Below are 16,466 nucleotides of genomic sequence, written 5' to 3' on the forward strand. Positions count from 1 at the left end.
ACAACTACTGTAACCACAGTCACGTTGCCGGGGCGCAACCTTGGGTGGGGGTAGCCGCAATGTTATTGAGGCGTAACCGAGCTGCTACTTGTAGCCGGGGCCCAGAATGACAACCACGGGCTGCTGGAATTCGGCGCTGTCCACAAGGTTGGAAATGCCCAGCAATTTGCCTAGCGCTTCGGCATTGCCTTTCTGGGCTTCGCCTTTGTAGAAGACCGACGACGTCTGCTGGGGCATGCCGCCCCAGTTTGCGACGGTTGCCAATGGCCAGCCCCCGCCTTGCACGATGCCGGCCACGCGGGCAGCCAGGCCGCCGGTGGTGGTGCCGTTGTAGACCGCGACGGCCGCTGTCTTGTCCAACGGCGCCGTACTGGGGGTCGCTGTGGTGGCCGTCGGCGGGTTGGAAGGAGTGTCGCTCGGGCTCGGCTGGCTGGATGCCTGCGCAGAGCTGTTTGCGGAAGGTGAGGCCGCGGCGCTTGGCTTGGAGGCGTCCGCGGTGACGACGGCTTGCGGCGTCGTCGACGAGGTGAAGCCAAGCTTGGGAAGGATGAGGAAGGCAACGAGGCCGACAGCCAGCGCGATGCCGCCCAGGAGCAGCACCGGCCACAGCGCGGGACGGGAAGCGGACGCGACGAGCCTGTGGACACCTTGGCGCGATGAGCTCTGCGGGACACGGTCGAATTCATCCCGGGCAAATTTGGTCATGGTGAAGCCTTGTCCTTGCTGCTTGCTTGCTGGGGGATCAGCGGGTGCTCTATGCGTCAGAACCGAGACGACGCGCTGTGCGGGCCCTCTGCCGTGACATACGTAGTCTACGCAATCTCTTGACCAGCATAGGATCGTGGGCCAATGCTTCCTCAGTGTCGATGAGGGCATTGAGCAGCTGGTAGTAGTGGGTCGCGGAGAGATCGAAGAGTTCCCTGACGGCCTGTTCCTTGGCCCCGGCGTACTTCCACCATTGCCTCTCCAGGGCCAGCATCTGCTGTTCACGCTCGCCGAGCGGCGAATCGCTGCGGAGTCCGGTGGACAGGTCTTCAAGCACCAATCCAGTTGCTTCGGACGCCATGGGTTCCCGTGCGGGTTCTGCCACGACACACTCCTTCGACGCATTGACTGAAAAATGTCCCCCGCCCATGGTAACGGGCGAATAACACCGATGTCATTTGCCCCGCCGCCTTCCCCGGTCCGCTTTCCCCGGTAGCCCATTTCCTCGAGGGGACCCAGGACAGGGACAATGGCTGGGTGGCAGGCGAAGAAGCGTTATTTGAGCTTGAATCCGAGGATGACTCCGCCGGATTCGAGGCACTCCCCGGAATGGCCCTGGAGGACCTCATGGCCCCGGACTGGGCTGACGCGCTCTCCGGCGTCGAGGACGAGTTGCGCTCGGTGCTGGCCTTCTTGGCGGACGAGGCAAGCCGAGGAACCCATGTCCTGCCTGCCGCGTCCAACATCCTTCGCGCCTTCCGGCAGCCTCTGGCAGACGTCAAGGTGCTGATCCTGGGCCAGGACCCCTACCCGACGCCGGGACACGCCGTCGGGCTCTCCTTCGCGGTTTCCGCGCCAACCCGGCCCATCCCCCGCAGCCTCTCGAACATCTACCGTGAGATGGAGTCCGATCTCGGGCTCCCGCCGCGCGTCCACGGCGATCTTTCGGCCTGGACGGGACAGGGAGTACTCCTCCTCAACAGGGTGCTCAGCGTCGCGGCCGGTGCAGCCGGCTCCCACCGGGGCAAAGGCTGGGAGGCGATCACGACGGCGGCGGTCACCGCCGTCGCCCGCCGCCGCACCGCTGCCGGGCAGCAGAGTCCGCTCGTGGCGATCCTGTGGGGCAAGGACGCAGAAGCCGTACTGCCGCTGCTTGAAGGCGCCCCGGTGATCTCCTCCGCGCATCCCAGCCCGCTGTCCGCCTCGCGGGGATTCTTCGGCTCGCGCCCTTTCAGCCGGGCCAACGCACTGCTCCGCAGGCAAGGCGCAGATCCCGTCATCTGGGAGCTTCCAGCACTGCCCTAGCTTAGGCTTGCCTACATGACATCTTTACCCGCGACGTCGTCTGCATCGCGCAATACCCGCCCCCAAGTGAACCTGACTGTGCTGCGCACGGAACGGCTTTCGCCCCACATGGTGCGCATCATTGCTGGCGGACCCGGTTTTGCCGGCTACGCGAACAACGACTTCGTGGACCGGTATGTGAAGATCGTGTTCCCGCAGCCCGGCGTCGACTATGAGCTGCCCCTTGATCTTTGGGCCATCCGCGAGACCATGCCCCGCGCACAGTGGCCGTACACCCGCACCTACACCGTCCGTTGGGTGGACCAAGCCGCACAGGAACTGGCAATCGACTTTGTGGTTCACGGCGACGAGGGCCTTGCGGGACCGTGGGCGCTCTCAGCCCAGCCCGGAGACACCCTTGTTTTCACGGGTCCCGGCGGCGGCTACAACCCGGCGCCCGACGCCGACTGGTACCTTTTCGCGGGCGACGACGCCGCGCTGCCGGCGATTGCCGCCGCGATCGAATCCCTACCGGCCGACGCCAAGGGCCTTGCTTTCCTCGAAGTCGATAACGACGCCGACATCCTTGCTATCGCGGCGCCCGACGGTGTGGAGCTACGCTGGCTGCTTCGCTCCGGAGTCCCGGCCGGATCAAGCACGATCCTCCTTGATGCGTTGGGCGATGCAGAGTGGCTGCCCGGCCGGGTCGACGTGTTTGCGCACGGTGAGCGCGGCTACATGAAAGGCTTGCGGGACATCTTCTTCAAGCAGCGCGGGCTGGAGCGTTCCCAGGTATCGCTTTCCGGATACTGGGCCCAGGGGCGGGTCGAGGACGACTTCCAGGCGGAGAAGAAACTCCCGATCGGACAGATCTAAGCGCCTGCGCTTTGGCGTTCGGTCTGCTGGCGGGCTACCGCCGACGGACGCGGCGGCGTTCGTTGCTGGCCAGTCCCTTGGTCAGCGGCCGGGCAAGGTTGTCGCCCAGCACAATCCCTGCGGCCACACCCAGCACAATCGCTCCCGCGTTGAGCATGCCGCCCGAACCCAGCAGGACATCCGCTTCCTGCACCGTCAAGACATACATGGAACGGAATATCTTCAAGCCGGGCAGCAGGATGAGGGCCGCGGGAACGGCCACCACCAGTTGCGGCGCCCCGAGCCTGAGTGCCACCATCCGGGCGAGCAGACCGATGACCACGGCGGAAATCGCCGGCGAGAGCCGGTCTCCGAAGCCAAGGTTGGAAGCCCCCCACAAGACGAAGTAACCCACCAAGCCCACAGCCGCCGTCGGGAGCAGGAGTTTGAGCAGCGTCTGTTCGGTGATGCCGATGGCAATCACCCCGATGGCGATCAGCATGGCCTGACCCCACAATGGATACGCCTCGGGGAATGTTTGCGTGACGTCGATCGCGACGCTGCCGATGAGGTCCCCCACAACCACCGCGACGGCGATGCCCGCAACGATCGCGCCGAAGGTCAGGATGGTGGACAGGAAGCGTCCGGCCGCAGTCACGGGGAATCCGTTGATGGCGTCTTGCACCGAAGAGACGAGCCGACCTGTCGGCAAGAGCAGGAGAATGCCGCCCGCCACGACGATGGACGGCGGAATGTCCGCACCGGCCCAGTGGAGCATGAGGGCGATGAACGTGACCAGGAAGGAGCAGGCCGCGGTCACGAAGAAGTCAGGAGTGCGCCACTTGCCCAATTGACGGGCCACGAGATTGACGAGCATGTTGGAGACGAAAGCCAGGGCGGATGCTCCCAGTCCCCCACCCAGCACCCCGACGAAAACAGCGGCGAAGACGCCGAATGCCATGGTGACCATCCACCGCGGGAAGGGCTTGCTGCTCCGGATGATGTCATCCAGCCGCCGCACGGCCTCAGCCCTGCCCACCCCGCCGGCCACGATGTCCGTGACGAGCTGGTGCACCTGGGCCAAACCTGCGTAGTTGTTGGTCCAGGAACGGACCACGCGGAGCAGGGTCAGGGGGGTCTGGTCCTTGGGTGCGTAGTTGATCTGGACTGACTGGTTAGTGATGTCCACTTCGATGTTCTTCAACCCGAGGGCCGCCGTGACTGCGATGATGCTGGTTTCGACTTCCAGGGCACCGGCTCCATAGCGGAACATCGATTCGGCCATGTGCAGCGCGAAGTCGATGGTCTTGCGGGCCGAAGCGTCAACGCCGCCCACGTGGATGATGGGGTTGGCATACGGGCTCCCGGCGAGGCGGTCCACGATGCTCAGGGGGGCGGTGGGAGGATTCTCGCCCTGCACGAGCCTGCGAAGCATGCGCTTGGCGTTGACGTTCTGGCGCACCTGGGATGGCTTCAGCGGCTGCGTCTTGGGCAGGCCGTCCGTGTTGGGCCTATTGTCGGGGCGGTCAGTCACGCGGGTGATCCTCCAAAGGGCGTGGTTCCTCCAAGTATGGTGTGGTGCACATCCAGCAGCCGGGGTGGTGCTGCGATTTCAGTAGAACTGCTGGCCCGTGCGGCGGGTGTAGATCTGCCGGGCGATACGTTCCCCGGCAGCGGTCCAGAGCTTGTACTTCAGCGGGCTGATGACTTGGTCGTAGCACCCGACAAAGTCGGTGACGGTCTTTGTGAAGCTGGTCTTGAACAGGCCAAGCCCGTGGAACGGATGTGAGGTGTCTTTGAGCCGGTCCGCCGGCGGAGTGCCGCAGAAATCGTACTCAGTGCAGCCCAGCTCCTTGACCTGGTTGATGGCTGTCCACTGGACCAAGTGCGAATCGCCGTACTGCGCGCGCTTCTGCAGCGATCCGCCGTCCTTGTAGGTGCCCTTCCGGCCATAGTTGATGACGAAGGCTCCGACGGATGGGACACCGTTCTCGAAGACAAACAGGAGCCTGCCCTGGCCACGCTCGATGAAGTTGGTCCAGAACTGGCGGTAATACCCGTATTCACGGACGCGCACTTGGGACTTGGCCTCGACGGTGTTGGTCATGAGCGCGTACATGGAACGGAAGTTCTCTTCCGTGGGTTCCATCGTGCGGACTTCGACGCCTTCGCGGATGGCCCTGCGAACGGCGTTGCGGCCGCGGGAATGCAGGTTGCGCAGCAGCTGGTTCTCGTCGGGAGAGATGTCCAGCAGGGCTGTGGAGTCGTTCGGCTGCAGGTTCGGGGTCTTGACCACTCCCGTAGCCTCGATCACGTCCCTGGCTTCGCTGCTGAGGACGATGTCCGGCTCGATTTTCACGGCGAAAACCCCGAGCTTGGCCCGCTTGACGAATTCCCGGTTGGCCTTGATGATCCCCGGAATGTCCTCGACGCCGGCAACGTCGGGGCCCTTGATGAGGTACCAGAGCTTGCCGAGCAGTGGAAACGACTTCTCCAGGACCAGGTTGTAGCTGTTGTACGCCTCGGTCTCGTAGACGAGATGCAACGGCTTCCAGCCGAAATGCTGCTTCACGTCTGCAAATGCCTCGGATTGGAGGAGGTTGCCGCCGTTGGGGTTGGCGGTGACGTGCTTGTCCCAGTGTTCGATTTCCTCGGCGGTAGCAAAGCGTGCGGTAAATTCTCGCAAGGGGGCCGTGTCCAATCAGTTGCGTACGTGAGGCAGCAGGCACCGGTGTGCGGCGCAGGCGTTCACCCACAAGTCTATCGGCCCCCACGGAGAGCTACAGCCTGGTCCGTTCCAACACCTCCATGTGGGGCCCCGTCGGTTACTCACAGCCAGGGCAAAGGTTCCCCAAAGTCCGCAACTATTTCGGCAGTGGAAAGTGGTTATCACAAGAGCCGAACCAGGAGGACCCAATGATTGTCTACCGCCCCATTCCGCCGCTCAGCACCGGCCGCAGCAACACCATTTGGTCGGTCTTCGCGGCCATGGCATCCGCCGCACTGCTGGGCCCGGCCTGGCCGTCCGGTACCCGCAGCCTCGAATGTCAGGACCCGGGCGTCAGCACTCCACGACGTTGACCGCGAGTCCGCCCATGGCGGTTTCCTTGTATTTGGAGGACATGTCCTTGCCGGTTTCGCGCATGGTCACAATGACCTCGTCCAGGGAGACGCGGTGGGTGCCGTCGCCCCAGAGCGCCATTTTCGCGGCGTTGATGGCTTTCGCCGCCGCGATCGCGTTGCGTTCGATGCACGGGATCTGCACGAGTCCGCCGATCGGGTCGCAGGTCAGTCCCAGGTTGTGTTCCATGGCGATCTCCGCCGCGTTCTCCACCTGTCCAGGCGAGCCGCCCATGACTTCGGCCAAGCCGGCGGCGGCCATCGAGGAGGCGGAGCCGACCTCGCCCTGGCAGCCCACTTCGGCTCCGGAGATCGAGGCCTGCTCCTTGTAGAGCACCCCGATGGCGCCCGCGGCGAGCAGGAACTTCACGATCGTCTCGTTGCGGTCCTGCTGCGTGGCTTTGTCCATGCCGGGGGCGAAGTGCAGGGCGTAGTACAGCACGGCGGGGATGATCCCGGCGGCACCGTTCGTGGGCGCGGTGACAACACGGCCGCCCGAAGCGTTTTCCTCGTTCACTGCCAGGGCGATGAGGTTCACCCATTCCTGCCAGTACTTCGGGTCGCGGTAGTCGGGGTCCTGGTCCTTGGTTTCCTTCAGGAGCCGCTCGTGCCAGTCGGGAGCCCGACGGCGGACCTTCAGTCCGCCAGGCAGCACGCCTTCGCGCTTGAGGGACTTTTCTACACAGGCCTCCATGACGGCGTAGATGTGCAGCAGGCCTTCGCGGATTTCCTCCTCGGTCCGGGAAGCACGCTCGTTGATGAACATGATGTCCGAAATGCCCATCCCCTTGGAGGAACACCGGCCCATGAGTTCGGCGGCGGTGCGGAAAGGCAGCGGGAGTTCCTTCTTGGACTCCTCCAGTTCCTTCTGGGCCGCGTCCTCTTCGCCTTCGCGGACGATGAATCCGCCGCCCACGGAAAAGAACGTAGCCTCGTGCAGCACCTCGCCGTCGGCGTCGGAAACGGAGAACTTCATCCCGTTCGTGTGCCGGGGAAGGACCGTGAGCGGGTGCAGGATCATGTCCGACTCGCCGTACGGCAGCGACACCCCGGACTCGGGATCGACGGCGCCGCAAAGGTTCAGCGTGCCGGTTTCGGCAATCGAGGCGAGCCGTTCCTCCACTTCCTCAGGGAGGATCTCCTCGGGGTGGTAGCCCTCCAGGCCCAGCAGCACCGCGGTCATGGTGCCGTGCCCGCGGCCAGTAGCAGCCAGGGAACCGTACAGGTCAACGCGCAGGGAGGCCACCCGTTCCAGGGCGCCGGACTCCTTCAGCTCGCCCGCGAACACCGCCGCAGCACGCATCGGCCCCACGGTATGCGAACTCGAAGGACCAATCCCAATAGAGAAAAGATCGAAGACGCCAACAGCCATGTCGGATTCCTTACTAGATATATGGTCGGGGACGGTGGAGGAGGTGAGCAGCGCGGCCCCTTCGGGACCGACATCCGGCAGCGGGCGTCCCCGCCGTCCCCCTAACCTCGCAAGCTCGGTCAGGGAACCCGGACGGCGTGGGCCCATTCGGTCGCGTAGACGTCCGCCCAGCGGGCGTCTACGCGACCGAGCCCGCAGAGGATGCCGGCCCCGACGGGCCATTGGTTCCGACAGGTTTGCCGGACCCAACGGCCCAAAAGAGACGGTCAGCTAAGCGCTGCGACGCCCGGGTAGAGCGGGTGCGCGGCGGCGAGTGCCTCCACGCGGTGACGCAGCCCGGAGAGGTCGGCGTCGGCGTCGGCGGTCAGTGCCTCGGCGATGATGTCCGCAACCTCGCGGAACGCCGCTTCACCGAAACCGCGGGCGGCCAGTGCCGGGGTGCCGATCCGCAGGCCGGAGGTCACCATGGGCGGGCGCGGGTCGAACGGAACGGCGTTGCGGTTGACGGTGATGTCGATCCCCGCGAGCCGGTCTTCGGCCTGCTGGCCGTCGAGTTCGCAGTTGCGCAGGTCCACGAGCACCAGGTGCACGTCCGTGCCGCCGGAAATCACCGAGATCCCCTTGGCGGTGACATCATCCTGGACCAGGCGCTCGGCCAGGATCCGGGCACCGGCCAGCACGCGCTGTTGGCGTTCCTTGAACTCTTCCGAGCCGGCGATCTTGAAGGCCACGGCCTTGCCGGCGATCACGTGCTCCAACGGGCCGCCCTGCTGGCCCGGGAAGACCGCGGAATTGATCTTCTTGGCGATGTCGGCGTCGTTGGTCAGGATGATGCCGCCCCGCGGACCGGCGAGGGTCTTGTGCGTCGTCGACGTCGTCACGTGCGCGTGCGGGACCGGGGACGGGTGCAGCCCGGCGGCCACCAGCCCGGCGAAGTGCGCCATGTCCACCATGAGGTACGCGCCCACCAGGTCCGCGATCCGGCGGAACCCGGCGAAGTCCAGCTGGCGGGCGTAGGCGGACCAGCCGGCCACGATCAGGGCCGGCTTGTGCTCGAGCGCCAGGCGCTCCACCTCGGCCATGTCGATCCGGTGGTCCTCTTCGCGGACCTGGTACGGGATCACGTTGTAGAGGCGGCCGGAGAAGTTGATCCGCATGCCGTGGGTCAAGTGCCCGCCGTGGGCCAGGTTCAGGCCCATGATGGTGTCGCCCGGCTTGATCAGGGCGTGCATCACCGAAGCGTTCGCCTGGGCACCGGAGTGCGGCTGCACGTTCGCGTACCCGGCACCGAAGAGGGCCTTCACCCGGTCGATCGCGAGCTGCTCGATGACGTCCACGTGCTCACAGCCGCCGTAGTAGCGCTTGCCCGGATAGCCCTCGGCATACTTGTTCGTCAGCACCGAACCCTGCGCCTGCATGACAGCCACGGCGGTGTGGTTCTCCGAGGCGATCATTTCCAGGCCCGACCTCTGGCGGTTCAGCTCGTCGTCGATCTTCGCCGCGATCTCCGGATCCAGCTCGGACAACACCGTGTCCAGGCTCGGCGAAACGACCTGCTCGAAAGCGGTGGTTCCGGTGCCTGCGGCCCCGGTTGCGGCGCTCACAGCTCGCCGCCGTTCTTGGAAGCGTATTCCTCAGCGGAAAGCAGCGGACCGTCGGACTCGGCGGCCACCTTGAACAGCCACCCCGCACCGTACGGATCGTTGTTGATCAGCGCAGGATCCTCTACGACGGCCGAATTCACTTCCGTGACCTCGCCCGTCACCGGGGAGTACAGGTCCGACACGGACTTGGTGGACTCCACCTCGCCGCAGGTCTCCCCCGCGGTCACAGCGGAACCGACCTCCGGCAGGTCAACGTACACGATGTCGCCGAGGGCATCGGTGGCCACGGCGGAGATTCCGATGGACACAAGGTTCCCGGCCTCGCGGGCAACCCACTCGTGCTCGTCGGAGTACTGCAGTTCAGGTGCAACTTTTGCCATGTTTTTTCCTTTGGGTTGGTCTAAAAACAAATTGTGGTCGGGTGACGCGGCGCGAGTGCGCCATCCTCTGCATGCTCGCTCGTTCCTCGCTTAGACGCATGCTGCCGGATACCTCACTCCCGCCGCTAGAAGTCAGTTCAGTTTTCGGGGCCAACAGTTCCGGAAAAGAACGCTGGCCCTTTCGGTTTTAGTCGGTAACCCTGGTTCCCGTGGGCCCAACCTCCGGCAGGTGGCTCATCATCCAGCACCTTTGGCTTTCGAAAGCGAGCCAAAGGTGCCGGACTGAAACTGAACCCGAGGTGAGCTGAGAGCCGCCGCTGGCCGGGAGGATCCGGAAGCGTGCGTCTAAGGGAGCGACACGTCCGCTCAGCGGGCGTCTTCGCGACCGAGCACGCGGAGGATTCTTCCGTCCCGCGGCTCCCAGCCACCCCGGATCGCATGCACCCGAAACCTACTTGGCGCGCTTGTAGAAAGGCAGTGCGACAACTTCGAAGGCCTCCGGCTTGCCGCGCAGGTCTATGTCCAGGGCCGTGCCGGGCTCGGCGTGTTCGACGTCGACGTAAGCCATCGCGACCGGGTAGCCGAGGGTGGGGCTGGGCTGGCCGGAGGTGACTTCGCCGACCACAGTGCCGTCCTTGAGGACCGGGTAGTGGCTGCGGCCGGCGCGGCGGCCCAGGCCCTTGAGGCCAACCAGCTTGCGGCCGCTGGTGGAACCGGCGCCCTCAGCCTTGAGGGCTTCCAGGGCGGCGCGGCCTACGAAGTCGCTTTCCTTGGCCAGCGAAACTACCGGACCCAGGCCTGCCGAGAAGGGGTTGCCTTCGCGGGAGAGTTCGTTGCCGTAGAGCGGCATGCCGGCTTCGAGGCGCAGGGAGTCGCGCGAGGCCAGGCCGGCGGGGATTAGCTCGCCGTCCTCGGCAACTGCGGCGATTGCCTGCCACAGGGCGGCAGCATCATCGTTGTCCACGAAGATCTCGAAGCCGTCCTCGCCCGTGTAGCCGGTGCGAGCGAGCAGCAGTTCCGTGGTGTTCCCGGCAAAGGTGAAGGGCACCTCGACGGCGGCGTAGTACTTGAGCTCGGTGACCAGCGAATGCTGTTCCGCCGGGACCAGGCGGAGGAGGATCTCTTCCGCCTTGGGACCCTGGACGGCGATTAGCGAGGTTGCCGAGGAGGCATCCTCGACCACGACGTCAAAGTTGGCGGCGCGCTGCTTCAGTGCCTCGGCCACGACCTTGGCGTTGCCGGCGTTCGGGACCACGAGGAACTTGGCATCGCCGCGGCGGTACGTGATGAGGTCATCGATGATGCCGCCGTCTTCCTGGCAGATCAGCGAGTACTTGGCTTTGCCAACCGCGACCGCCGACAGCTTCCCGACGAGGGCGTAGTCGAGGAAGGCAGCGGCGTCCGGGCCGGTGACCCAGACTTCGCCCATGTGGGAAAGGTCGAACAGGCCAGCGGACTGGCGGACGGCGTGGTGTTCGGCCAGTTCCGAGTCGTATTTCAGGGGCATCTGCCAGCCACCGAAATCGGTGAAGGAAGCGCCGGCGATTTTGTGCTGCTCATAGAGAGCCGTGTAGTTCTCAGTCATTGCGTCAGTCCTTAGCTTTCGAAGGGTTCTGTGGATTCCTCGAACTCTTCGAGGGGTGGGCAGGAGCAGACCAGGTTACGGTCGCCGGCGGCACCGTCGATGCGGCCCACGGGCGGGAAGTACTTGTCCTGCTTCAGGTGGTGGACCGGGAAGACGGCCTGCTCGCGGGAGTACTCACGGTTCCAGTCCGAGGAGACGACGGCGGCCGCGGTGTGCGGTGCGTGGCGCAGCGGGCTGTTCTCCACCGTGAAGTCCCCGTGGGCGACCTGGTCGATTTCCTTGCGGATGGTGATCATGGCTTCGATGAACCGGTCGATCTCGCCAAGGTCCTCGGACTCGGTGGGCTCCACCATCAGAGTCCCCGCGACCGGAAACGCCAGGGTGGGGGCATGGAAACCGTAATCGATCAGGCGCTTGGCCACATCCTCCGCGGTCACGCCGGTCTTGGCGGTCAGTTCGCGCAGGTCCAGGATGCACTCATGGGCCACCAGCCCGCCTTCACCGGTGTACAGCACCGGGAAGTACTCGTTCAGGCGCGAGGCGATGTAGTTCGCGGCCAGCAGCGCGGACTTCGTCGCCTCGGTCAGGCCTTCGCCGCCCATGAGCTTCACGTACGCCCAGGAAATCGGCAACACACCCGCCGAACCGAAGCGTGAGGCGGAGATCGCAACGCCAGTCCCTGGCAAAGAAGCGCCGTCTTCGTGTGCTGCCTTGTTGGCATCGCCCGGCATGAACGGTGCAAGGTGCGCCTTGGCAGCGACCGGGCCCACGCCCGGTCCGCCGCCGCCGTGCGGGATGCAGAAGGTCTTGTGCAGGTTCAGGTGGGACACGTCGCCGCCGAACTTGCCCGGCTGGGCCAGGCCCACCAGGGCGTTCAGGTTGGCGCCGTCGACGTACACCTGGCCGCCGGCAGCATGCACCGAGTCGCAGATCTCGCGCACGTCCGCGTCGTACACGCCGTGCGTGGAGGGGTAGGTGATCATGATGGCCGAGAGGACGTCCTTGTTGGCGTCGATCTTCGCCTGCAGATCCGCGTGGTCAATGGTGCCGTCGGCTGCGGTGGCCACCACCACCACCTTCATGCCGGCCAACACTGCCGAGGCGGCGTTGGTGCCGTGGGCGGAAGCCGGGATGAGGCAGACGTTGCGCTGGAGGTCACCGCGGGAGTGGTGGTAGCCGCGTATGGCCAGCAGGCCCGCGAGTTCGCCCTGGGAACCGGCGTTGGGCTGGATGGAGACCTGGTCGTAACCGGTGATCTCGGTCAGGTCAGCTTCCAAATCTTCGATCAGTTCGCGCCAGCCTTCGGTCTGGGAATCCGGGGCGAACGGGTGGATCGAGGCGAACTCCGGCCAGGAGATGGCTTCCATCTCGGCGGTGGCGTTCAGCTTCATCGTGCACGATCCCAGCGGGATCATGGTGCGGTCCAACGCCAGGTCCCGGTCCGAGAGCTTGCGGATGTAGCGCAGCAGCTGGGTTTCGGAACGGTGGGTGTTGAACACGGGGTGCTGCAGGTAGTCCGAAGAGCGCTCGACGGCGGCCTCCAGGGCGAAGCCCTCGCCCCCGTCTGCGAGCGAAGCGCCGAACGCTGCGGCCACGTCGCCGAGGATTTCTTCAGTTGTTGTCTCGTCAACGGAGATTCCTACGGTGTCGGCGTCGATGCCGCGCAGGTTGATGCCCTTGGCCTCGGCGGCGGCGACGATTCCGGCAGCCTTGCCCGGGACCCGGACGGTGACGGTGTCGAAGAAGCTGCCGTGCAGGACCTCAAGGCCCGCGGCCTTCAAGGACGCGGCCAGGGTCCGGGCGTGGTTGTGGGCGGTCTCGGCGATCGCCTTCAGGCCATCGGGGCCGTGGTACACGGCGTACATCGAGGAAACGATGGCCAACAGGGCCTGCGCGGTGCAGATGTTGGACGTCGCCTTCTCGCGGCGGATGTGCTGCTCACGGGTCTGCAGCGCGAGTCGGTAGGCGGGGGTGCCGGCGTCGTCCTTGGAAACGCCCACCAGACGGCCCGGCATCGACCGCTCCAGGCCCTTCTGGACAGCCATGTACGCCGCGTGCGGGCCGCCGAAGAACAGCGGCACCCCGAAACGCTGGGTGGAGCCGACGGCGATGTCGGCGCCCTGCTCGCCCGGAGGCGTGATCAGGGTCAGGGCCAGCAGGTCCGCGGCGACGGTGACGAGGGCGCCGCGTTCCTTGGCGGCGGCGATCACGCCGGAGTGGTCGAACACCCGGCCGGAAACCCCCGGCTGCTGCAGCACGATCCCGTTGATCTCGCCCTCGGGCAGGCCCCGGGACAGGTCCGCGATCTCCACCTCGAAGCCCAGCGCCTCGGCACGGCCCTTCACGATCGCGATGGTCTGCGGCAGGCAGTCGGCATCCAGGACGGTCTTGCCGTCATGGGCGGACTTGTTCTTGTTCGCCCGGCGCATCATCAGGACCGCTTCGGCCACGGCCGTGGCTTCGTCCAGCAGGGAAGCGTTGGCGATCGGCAGGCCCACGAGGTCCTGGACCATGGTCTGGAAGTTCAGCAGCGCCTCGAGCCGGCCCTGGGAGATTTCCGGCTGGTATGGGGTGTAGGCCGTGTACCAGGCCGGGGATTCGAGGATGTTGCGACGGATCACCGGCGGAGTCACCGTGTCGTAATAGCCCTGGCCGATCATCTGCACGGCCGTCTTGTTCTTGGCCGCCAGTTTGCGCAGTTCCGCCAGGACCTCGACCTCGCTGAGGGCGTCGGTGCCGTGCTTGGACAGCCTCAAGGCGACGTCCTGGCGGATGTCATTGGGAACCGCGGTGTCCACGAGCGAATCGACACTGTCGTAACCGACAGACTTGAGCATGATGTCAATATCGGCCTGGCGGCGGGCGCCGATATGCCGGTCCACGAACGTAGTGGAGGTTGAGCTAACCGTCACGAAGGAACTCCATTAATAAGGCGGCGCAGGGTACGCCACAGCTAATCGGGTTCCTCCCCGCTCTGTATTGGACCTGAGAGTTTCCGCGAATCCGTGCTTGTGGCACTGGTTCGCTTGCACCGTCGGTGAGCACGCGTCAGCGTGCTGCTTTCCAGAGTTGCCTTGCCGCGGCGGTACGGGGGCCTGAGAGATTCCTGGGGAGGATTTGCTCCTACGGCGCCTGCATCACATGCCTGCAGGACTCTCCCGCCGCAGATCAAAGGCGTATTCAGTTATATGAATCTACAGTGGTTGCCGGTGACGGCTGCCACAACTATCAATTGTCCTATGGACTGCCCGCGTCCGCAAATATGGTCAGCGAGCTGCCCGACTTTCCCAACTGACTCGCACTTATTGTCGTTTTGGAGCCTCAAAACGACATCTACTGCGAGTCAGTTGGGCTGCCGGTCAGTTACGGAGGCGCTCGACGGCGGCCAGCAGCGCTCCGACGTCGGCGCTCCTCGCGCTGGCCTTGGCTTGCGTATCACCGGCGCCGCCTTCAAGCATCGCATTGAAGTAAAGGCCGTCGCCCATGTACCGGACCGCTTTGGCCATTTCGGGCCCCACTTCCTCGGCGAGCACGTCGAGCCATTGTTGCTGGATCCCGGCGAAACGCCTGCGCGTTTCTTCATGGGCTACTTCCGCGAGGCGCGTGGCCGCTACAAACACCCGGTCCAAGGGAGTATCCGCCCACAGGGACGACTTGATAAAGAACGCGGCCGCGCCTTCGGGGGCTGTCTTCATTGCCTCGATGTCCAGTGCGGCCAGCCCGTCCATGCGTTCGAGCAAGGAACTGATCATGGCTTCCTTGTTCGGGAAATGGTAGAGCAAGCCGCCCTTGGAGACACCTGCGCGCTTGGCGACGGCGTCCAGGGTGGCAGCCCGCTCCCCCACCTCGATCAGCAGGGCTTCAAAGGCATCCAGGACAGCGTCCCGGGCAATAGGTTTTCGCGGCATGGTGTCCATCATCCCTTAGTTCGATGTGGCAATTTTATGAGTCGGATTGAAACTATACCGTCCAGACGGTACAGTTATGTCCATGTTCAGCCCGTCCACAACCCAGCACCCCCGCACCCCTTCGATCCAATCCGCCCCGTGGCGAGATTGGGCTGCCCTGGCACTCCTGATGTTCCCCGTGCTGCTGGTGGCTGTGGACAATACGGCGCTGACATTTGCCCTGCCGCAGATCGCGCGTTCGCTCGACGTCGGGGGCGTGCAGCTCCTTTGGGTCGTTGATGCGTATGCGCTTGTCCTCGCCGCGCTGTTGGTGTCCATGGGAAACCTGGGAGACAGGATCGGCCGCCGCCGCTTGCTGTTAATCGGCAGCACGGGGTTCGCAGCCGTTTCCGCGGCCACCGCCTTCGCGCCGTCGGCTGAATGGCTCATCGCCGGACGTGCCGGCATGGGCATCTTCGGAGCCATGCTCATGCCGTCCACGCTGTCCTTGATCCGCAACATCTTCCCGGACCCGAACCGCCGCCGGCTCGCCGTCGCCGTGTGGGCCGCCGGATTCTCCGGCGGCGCCGCGCTCGGACCGATCTTCGGTGGCTGGCTCGTGGAGCACTTCTGGTGGGGAGCCGTGTTCCTGGTTGCAGTGCCACTGTTGCTGCCCCTGCTCGCCTTCGGCCCGTTCCTCATCCCCGAATCCAAGGATCGCAACCCGGGCAAGCCCGACGTTCCCAGCGTCGTGCTGTCCATCCTGACGATGGCCCCCGTGGTTTATGGCATCAAAGAGGCAGCCGTGCACGGTTTTGGCCCTGGTCCCGCGGCCTTCATGGCATTCGGCCTGGTCATGGGAATCGTCTTCGTCCGCAGGCAGCGCACGTTGGCGTCGCCGATGTTGGATGTACGGCTTTTCCGGAACAAGGTCTTCAGCACTGCCATCACGGCCAACGTCTTGTCCCTGTTCTCCATGACGGGCTTCATCTACTTCTTCGCGCAGCACTTGCAGCTCGTGGAAGGCCAATCCCCCATGCAGGCGGGTATCGCGATGGTTCCGGCACTGCTGGCCACCATCGTGGCGGGCCTGGTGGTTGTTCCACTCGTCAAGCGGATCCGCCCGGGCCTGGTGGTAGCAGCGGGGCTGGCATTGAGCGCCGTTGGATATCTCGTGGCCGCGCTCGGCAACCACAGCCAGGGGCCCGGGTACCTTTTGACGGCACTCCTGCTGCTGGCCATAGGGGTCGGTTCGGCGGAGACCATCTCCAACGACATGATCCTTGGCGCGGTCCCCGCCGACAAGGCGGGTGCGGCGTCGGCGATCTCCGAAACGGGTTACGAACTCGGATCATTGCTGGGCACGGCCGTGCTTGGCTCCATCCTGACAGCGTCCTACCAACACCACTTGCTGCTTCCGGGCGAATTGTCCGGCCACGCAGCCGAACGCTCGCGGGAGACGCTCGCCGGAGCCATGGACGTCGCGGCCGCGCTGCCCCAACCATTGGGCGACGCCCTGGCCACCGCCGCGCGTGCCGCCTTTGAATCGGGCGTCCACATCACGGCAGCGATCGGGCTGGTACTGATGGCGGGAGCGGCAGTCCTTGCCGCCGTCGTGCTCCGCCGCGTGCCGACCGCAAAGTAGGCCAAGGCTGCCTTGCGGGCTTCGAGGAC

General features: G+C 65.1%; 14 protein-coding genes and 1 riboswitch. Of the genes, 4 read left to right on the forward strand and 10 right to left on the reverse strand.

Annotated elements, in window-relative coordinates:
- Window positions 1-84: 84 nt before the first annotated feature.
- Together AB0O52_RS16105 and AB0O52_RS16110 are read right to left on the reverse strand one after the other, a co-directional pair.
- A complete protein-coding gene (locus AB0O52_RS16105) occupies window positions 85-705 on the reverse strand; it encodes a LytR C-terminal domain-containing protein (protein ID WP_364539344.1) in 621 nt (206 codons plus the stop codon).
- 49 nt (window positions 706-754) lie between these two features.
- Window positions 755-1,090 (reverse strand): DUF3263 domain-containing protein, encoded by a 336-nt coding sequence (locus tag AB0O52_RS16110; protein WP_028266152.1) that lies wholly within the window; start codon window positions 1,088-1,090, stop codon window positions 755-757.
- Window positions 1,091-1,242: 152 nt separating this feature from the next.
- On the opposite strand from AB0O52_RS16110, the gene AB0O52_RS16115 reads away from it, so the two are divergent.
- Together AB0O52_RS16115 and AB0O52_RS16120 are read left to right on the forward strand one after the other, a co-directional pair.
- Complete coding sequence (locus AB0O52_RS16115; protein WP_364539347.1) at window positions 1,243-2,010, forward strand: uracil-DNA glycosylase; 768 nt, start codon at window positions 1,243-1,245, stop codon at window positions 2,008-2,010.
- Window positions 2,011-2,025: 15 nt separating this feature from the next.
- Window positions 2,026-2,865, forward strand: coding sequence for a siderophore-interacting protein (locus AB0O52_RS16120; protein WP_364539350.1), 840 nt, complete (start codon window positions 2,026-2,028; stop codon window positions 2,863-2,865).
- A 34-nt stretch (window positions 2,866-2,899) separates the two neighbouring features.
- On the opposite strand, the gene AB0O52_RS16125 is transcribed toward AB0O52_RS16120, so the two are convergent.
- A complete protein-coding gene (locus AB0O52_RS16125; RefSeq protein WP_364539353.1) occupies window positions 2,900-4,378 on the reverse strand; it encodes a threonine/serine exporter family protein in 1,479 nt (492 codons plus the stop codon).
- A 78-nt stretch (window positions 4,379-4,456) separates the two neighbouring features.
- Window positions 4,457-5,530: a peptidoglycan bridge formation glycyltransferase FemA/FemB family protein gene (locus AB0O52_RS16130; protein ID WP_364539356.1), complete on the reverse strand. Its 1,074-nt coding sequence runs from the start codon at window positions 5,528-5,530 to the stop codon at window positions 4,457-4,459.
- A gap of 230 nt (window positions 5,531-5,760) precedes the next feature.
- Between AB0O52_RS16130 and AB0O52_RS16135 the strand changes: the two genes are divergently transcribed.
- The gene (locus tag AB0O52_RS16135; protein WP_364539358.1) at window positions 5,761-5,925 is read left to right on the forward strand and encodes a hypothetical protein; all 165 of its coding nucleotides are present in this window, start codon (window positions 5,761-5,763) and stop codon (window positions 5,923-5,925) included.
- On the opposite strand, the gene AB0O52_RS16140 is transcribed toward AB0O52_RS16135, so the two are convergent.
- The 6 genes from AB0O52_RS16140 to AB0O52_RS16165 form a co-directional block, all read right to left on the reverse strand.
- Complete coding sequence (locus AB0O52_RS16140; protein ID WP_364539361.1) at window positions 5,906-7,336, reverse strand: L-serine ammonia-lyase; 1,431 nt, start codon at window positions 7,334-7,336, stop codon at window positions 5,906-5,908. The two genes, AB0O52_RS16135 and AB0O52_RS16140, sit on opposite strands and share 20 nt — an antisense overlap.
- Window positions 7,337-7,602: 266 nt before the next feature.
- Window positions 7,603-8,940: a serine hydroxymethyltransferase gene (gene glyA / locus AB0O52_RS16145; protein ID WP_364539364.1), complete on the reverse strand. Its 1,338-nt coding sequence runs from the start codon at window positions 8,938-8,940 to the stop codon at window positions 7,603-7,605.
- Entirely contained in the window at window positions 8,937-9,320 is a 384-nt protein-coding gene (gcvH, locus tag AB0O52_RS16150) for a glycine cleavage system protein GcvH (RefSeq protein WP_364539367.1), read from the reverse strand. Before gcvH ends, glyA begins: the two co-directional genes overlap by 4 nt.
- A 451-nt stretch (window positions 9,321-9,771) precedes the next feature.
- Complete coding sequence (gene gcvT, locus AB0O52_RS16155; protein WP_364539369.1) at window positions 9,772-10,905, reverse strand: glycine cleavage system aminomethyltransferase GcvT; 1,134 nt, start codon at window positions 10,903-10,905, stop codon at window positions 9,772-9,774.
- A gap of 11 nt (window positions 10,906-10,916) precedes the next feature.
- Window positions 10,917-13,817: an aminomethyl-transferring glycine dehydrogenase gene (gcvP, locus tag AB0O52_RS16160; protein WP_364539372.1), complete on the reverse strand. Its 2,901-nt coding sequence runs from the start codon at window positions 13,815-13,817 to the stop codon at window positions 10,917-10,919.
- 161 nt (window positions 13,818-13,978) lie between these two features.
- Window positions 13,979-14,076, reverse strand: a riboswitch (glycine riboswitch).
- Between the two features lie 188 nt (window positions 14,077-14,264).
- Window positions 14,265-14,813: a TetR/AcrR family transcriptional regulator gene (locus AB0O52_RS16165; RefSeq protein WP_364539375.1), complete on the reverse strand. Its 549-nt coding sequence runs from the start codon at window positions 14,811-14,813 to the stop codon at window positions 14,265-14,267.
- A gap of 82 nt (window positions 14,814-14,895) precedes the next feature.
- Between AB0O52_RS16165 and AB0O52_RS16170 the strand changes: the two genes are divergently transcribed.
- Window positions 14,896-16,437: an MFS transporter gene (locus AB0O52_RS16170; RefSeq protein WP_364539447.1), complete on the forward strand. Its 1,542-nt coding sequence runs from the start codon at window positions 14,896-14,898 to the stop codon at window positions 16,435-16,437.
- The last annotated feature ends 29 nt before the right edge of the window (window positions 16,438-16,466 follow it).

The organism is Arthrobacter sp. NPDC080073 (assembly GCF_040686575.1).
GTDB lineage: Bacteria > Actinomycetota > Actinomycetes > Actinomycetales > Micrococcaceae > Arthrobacter.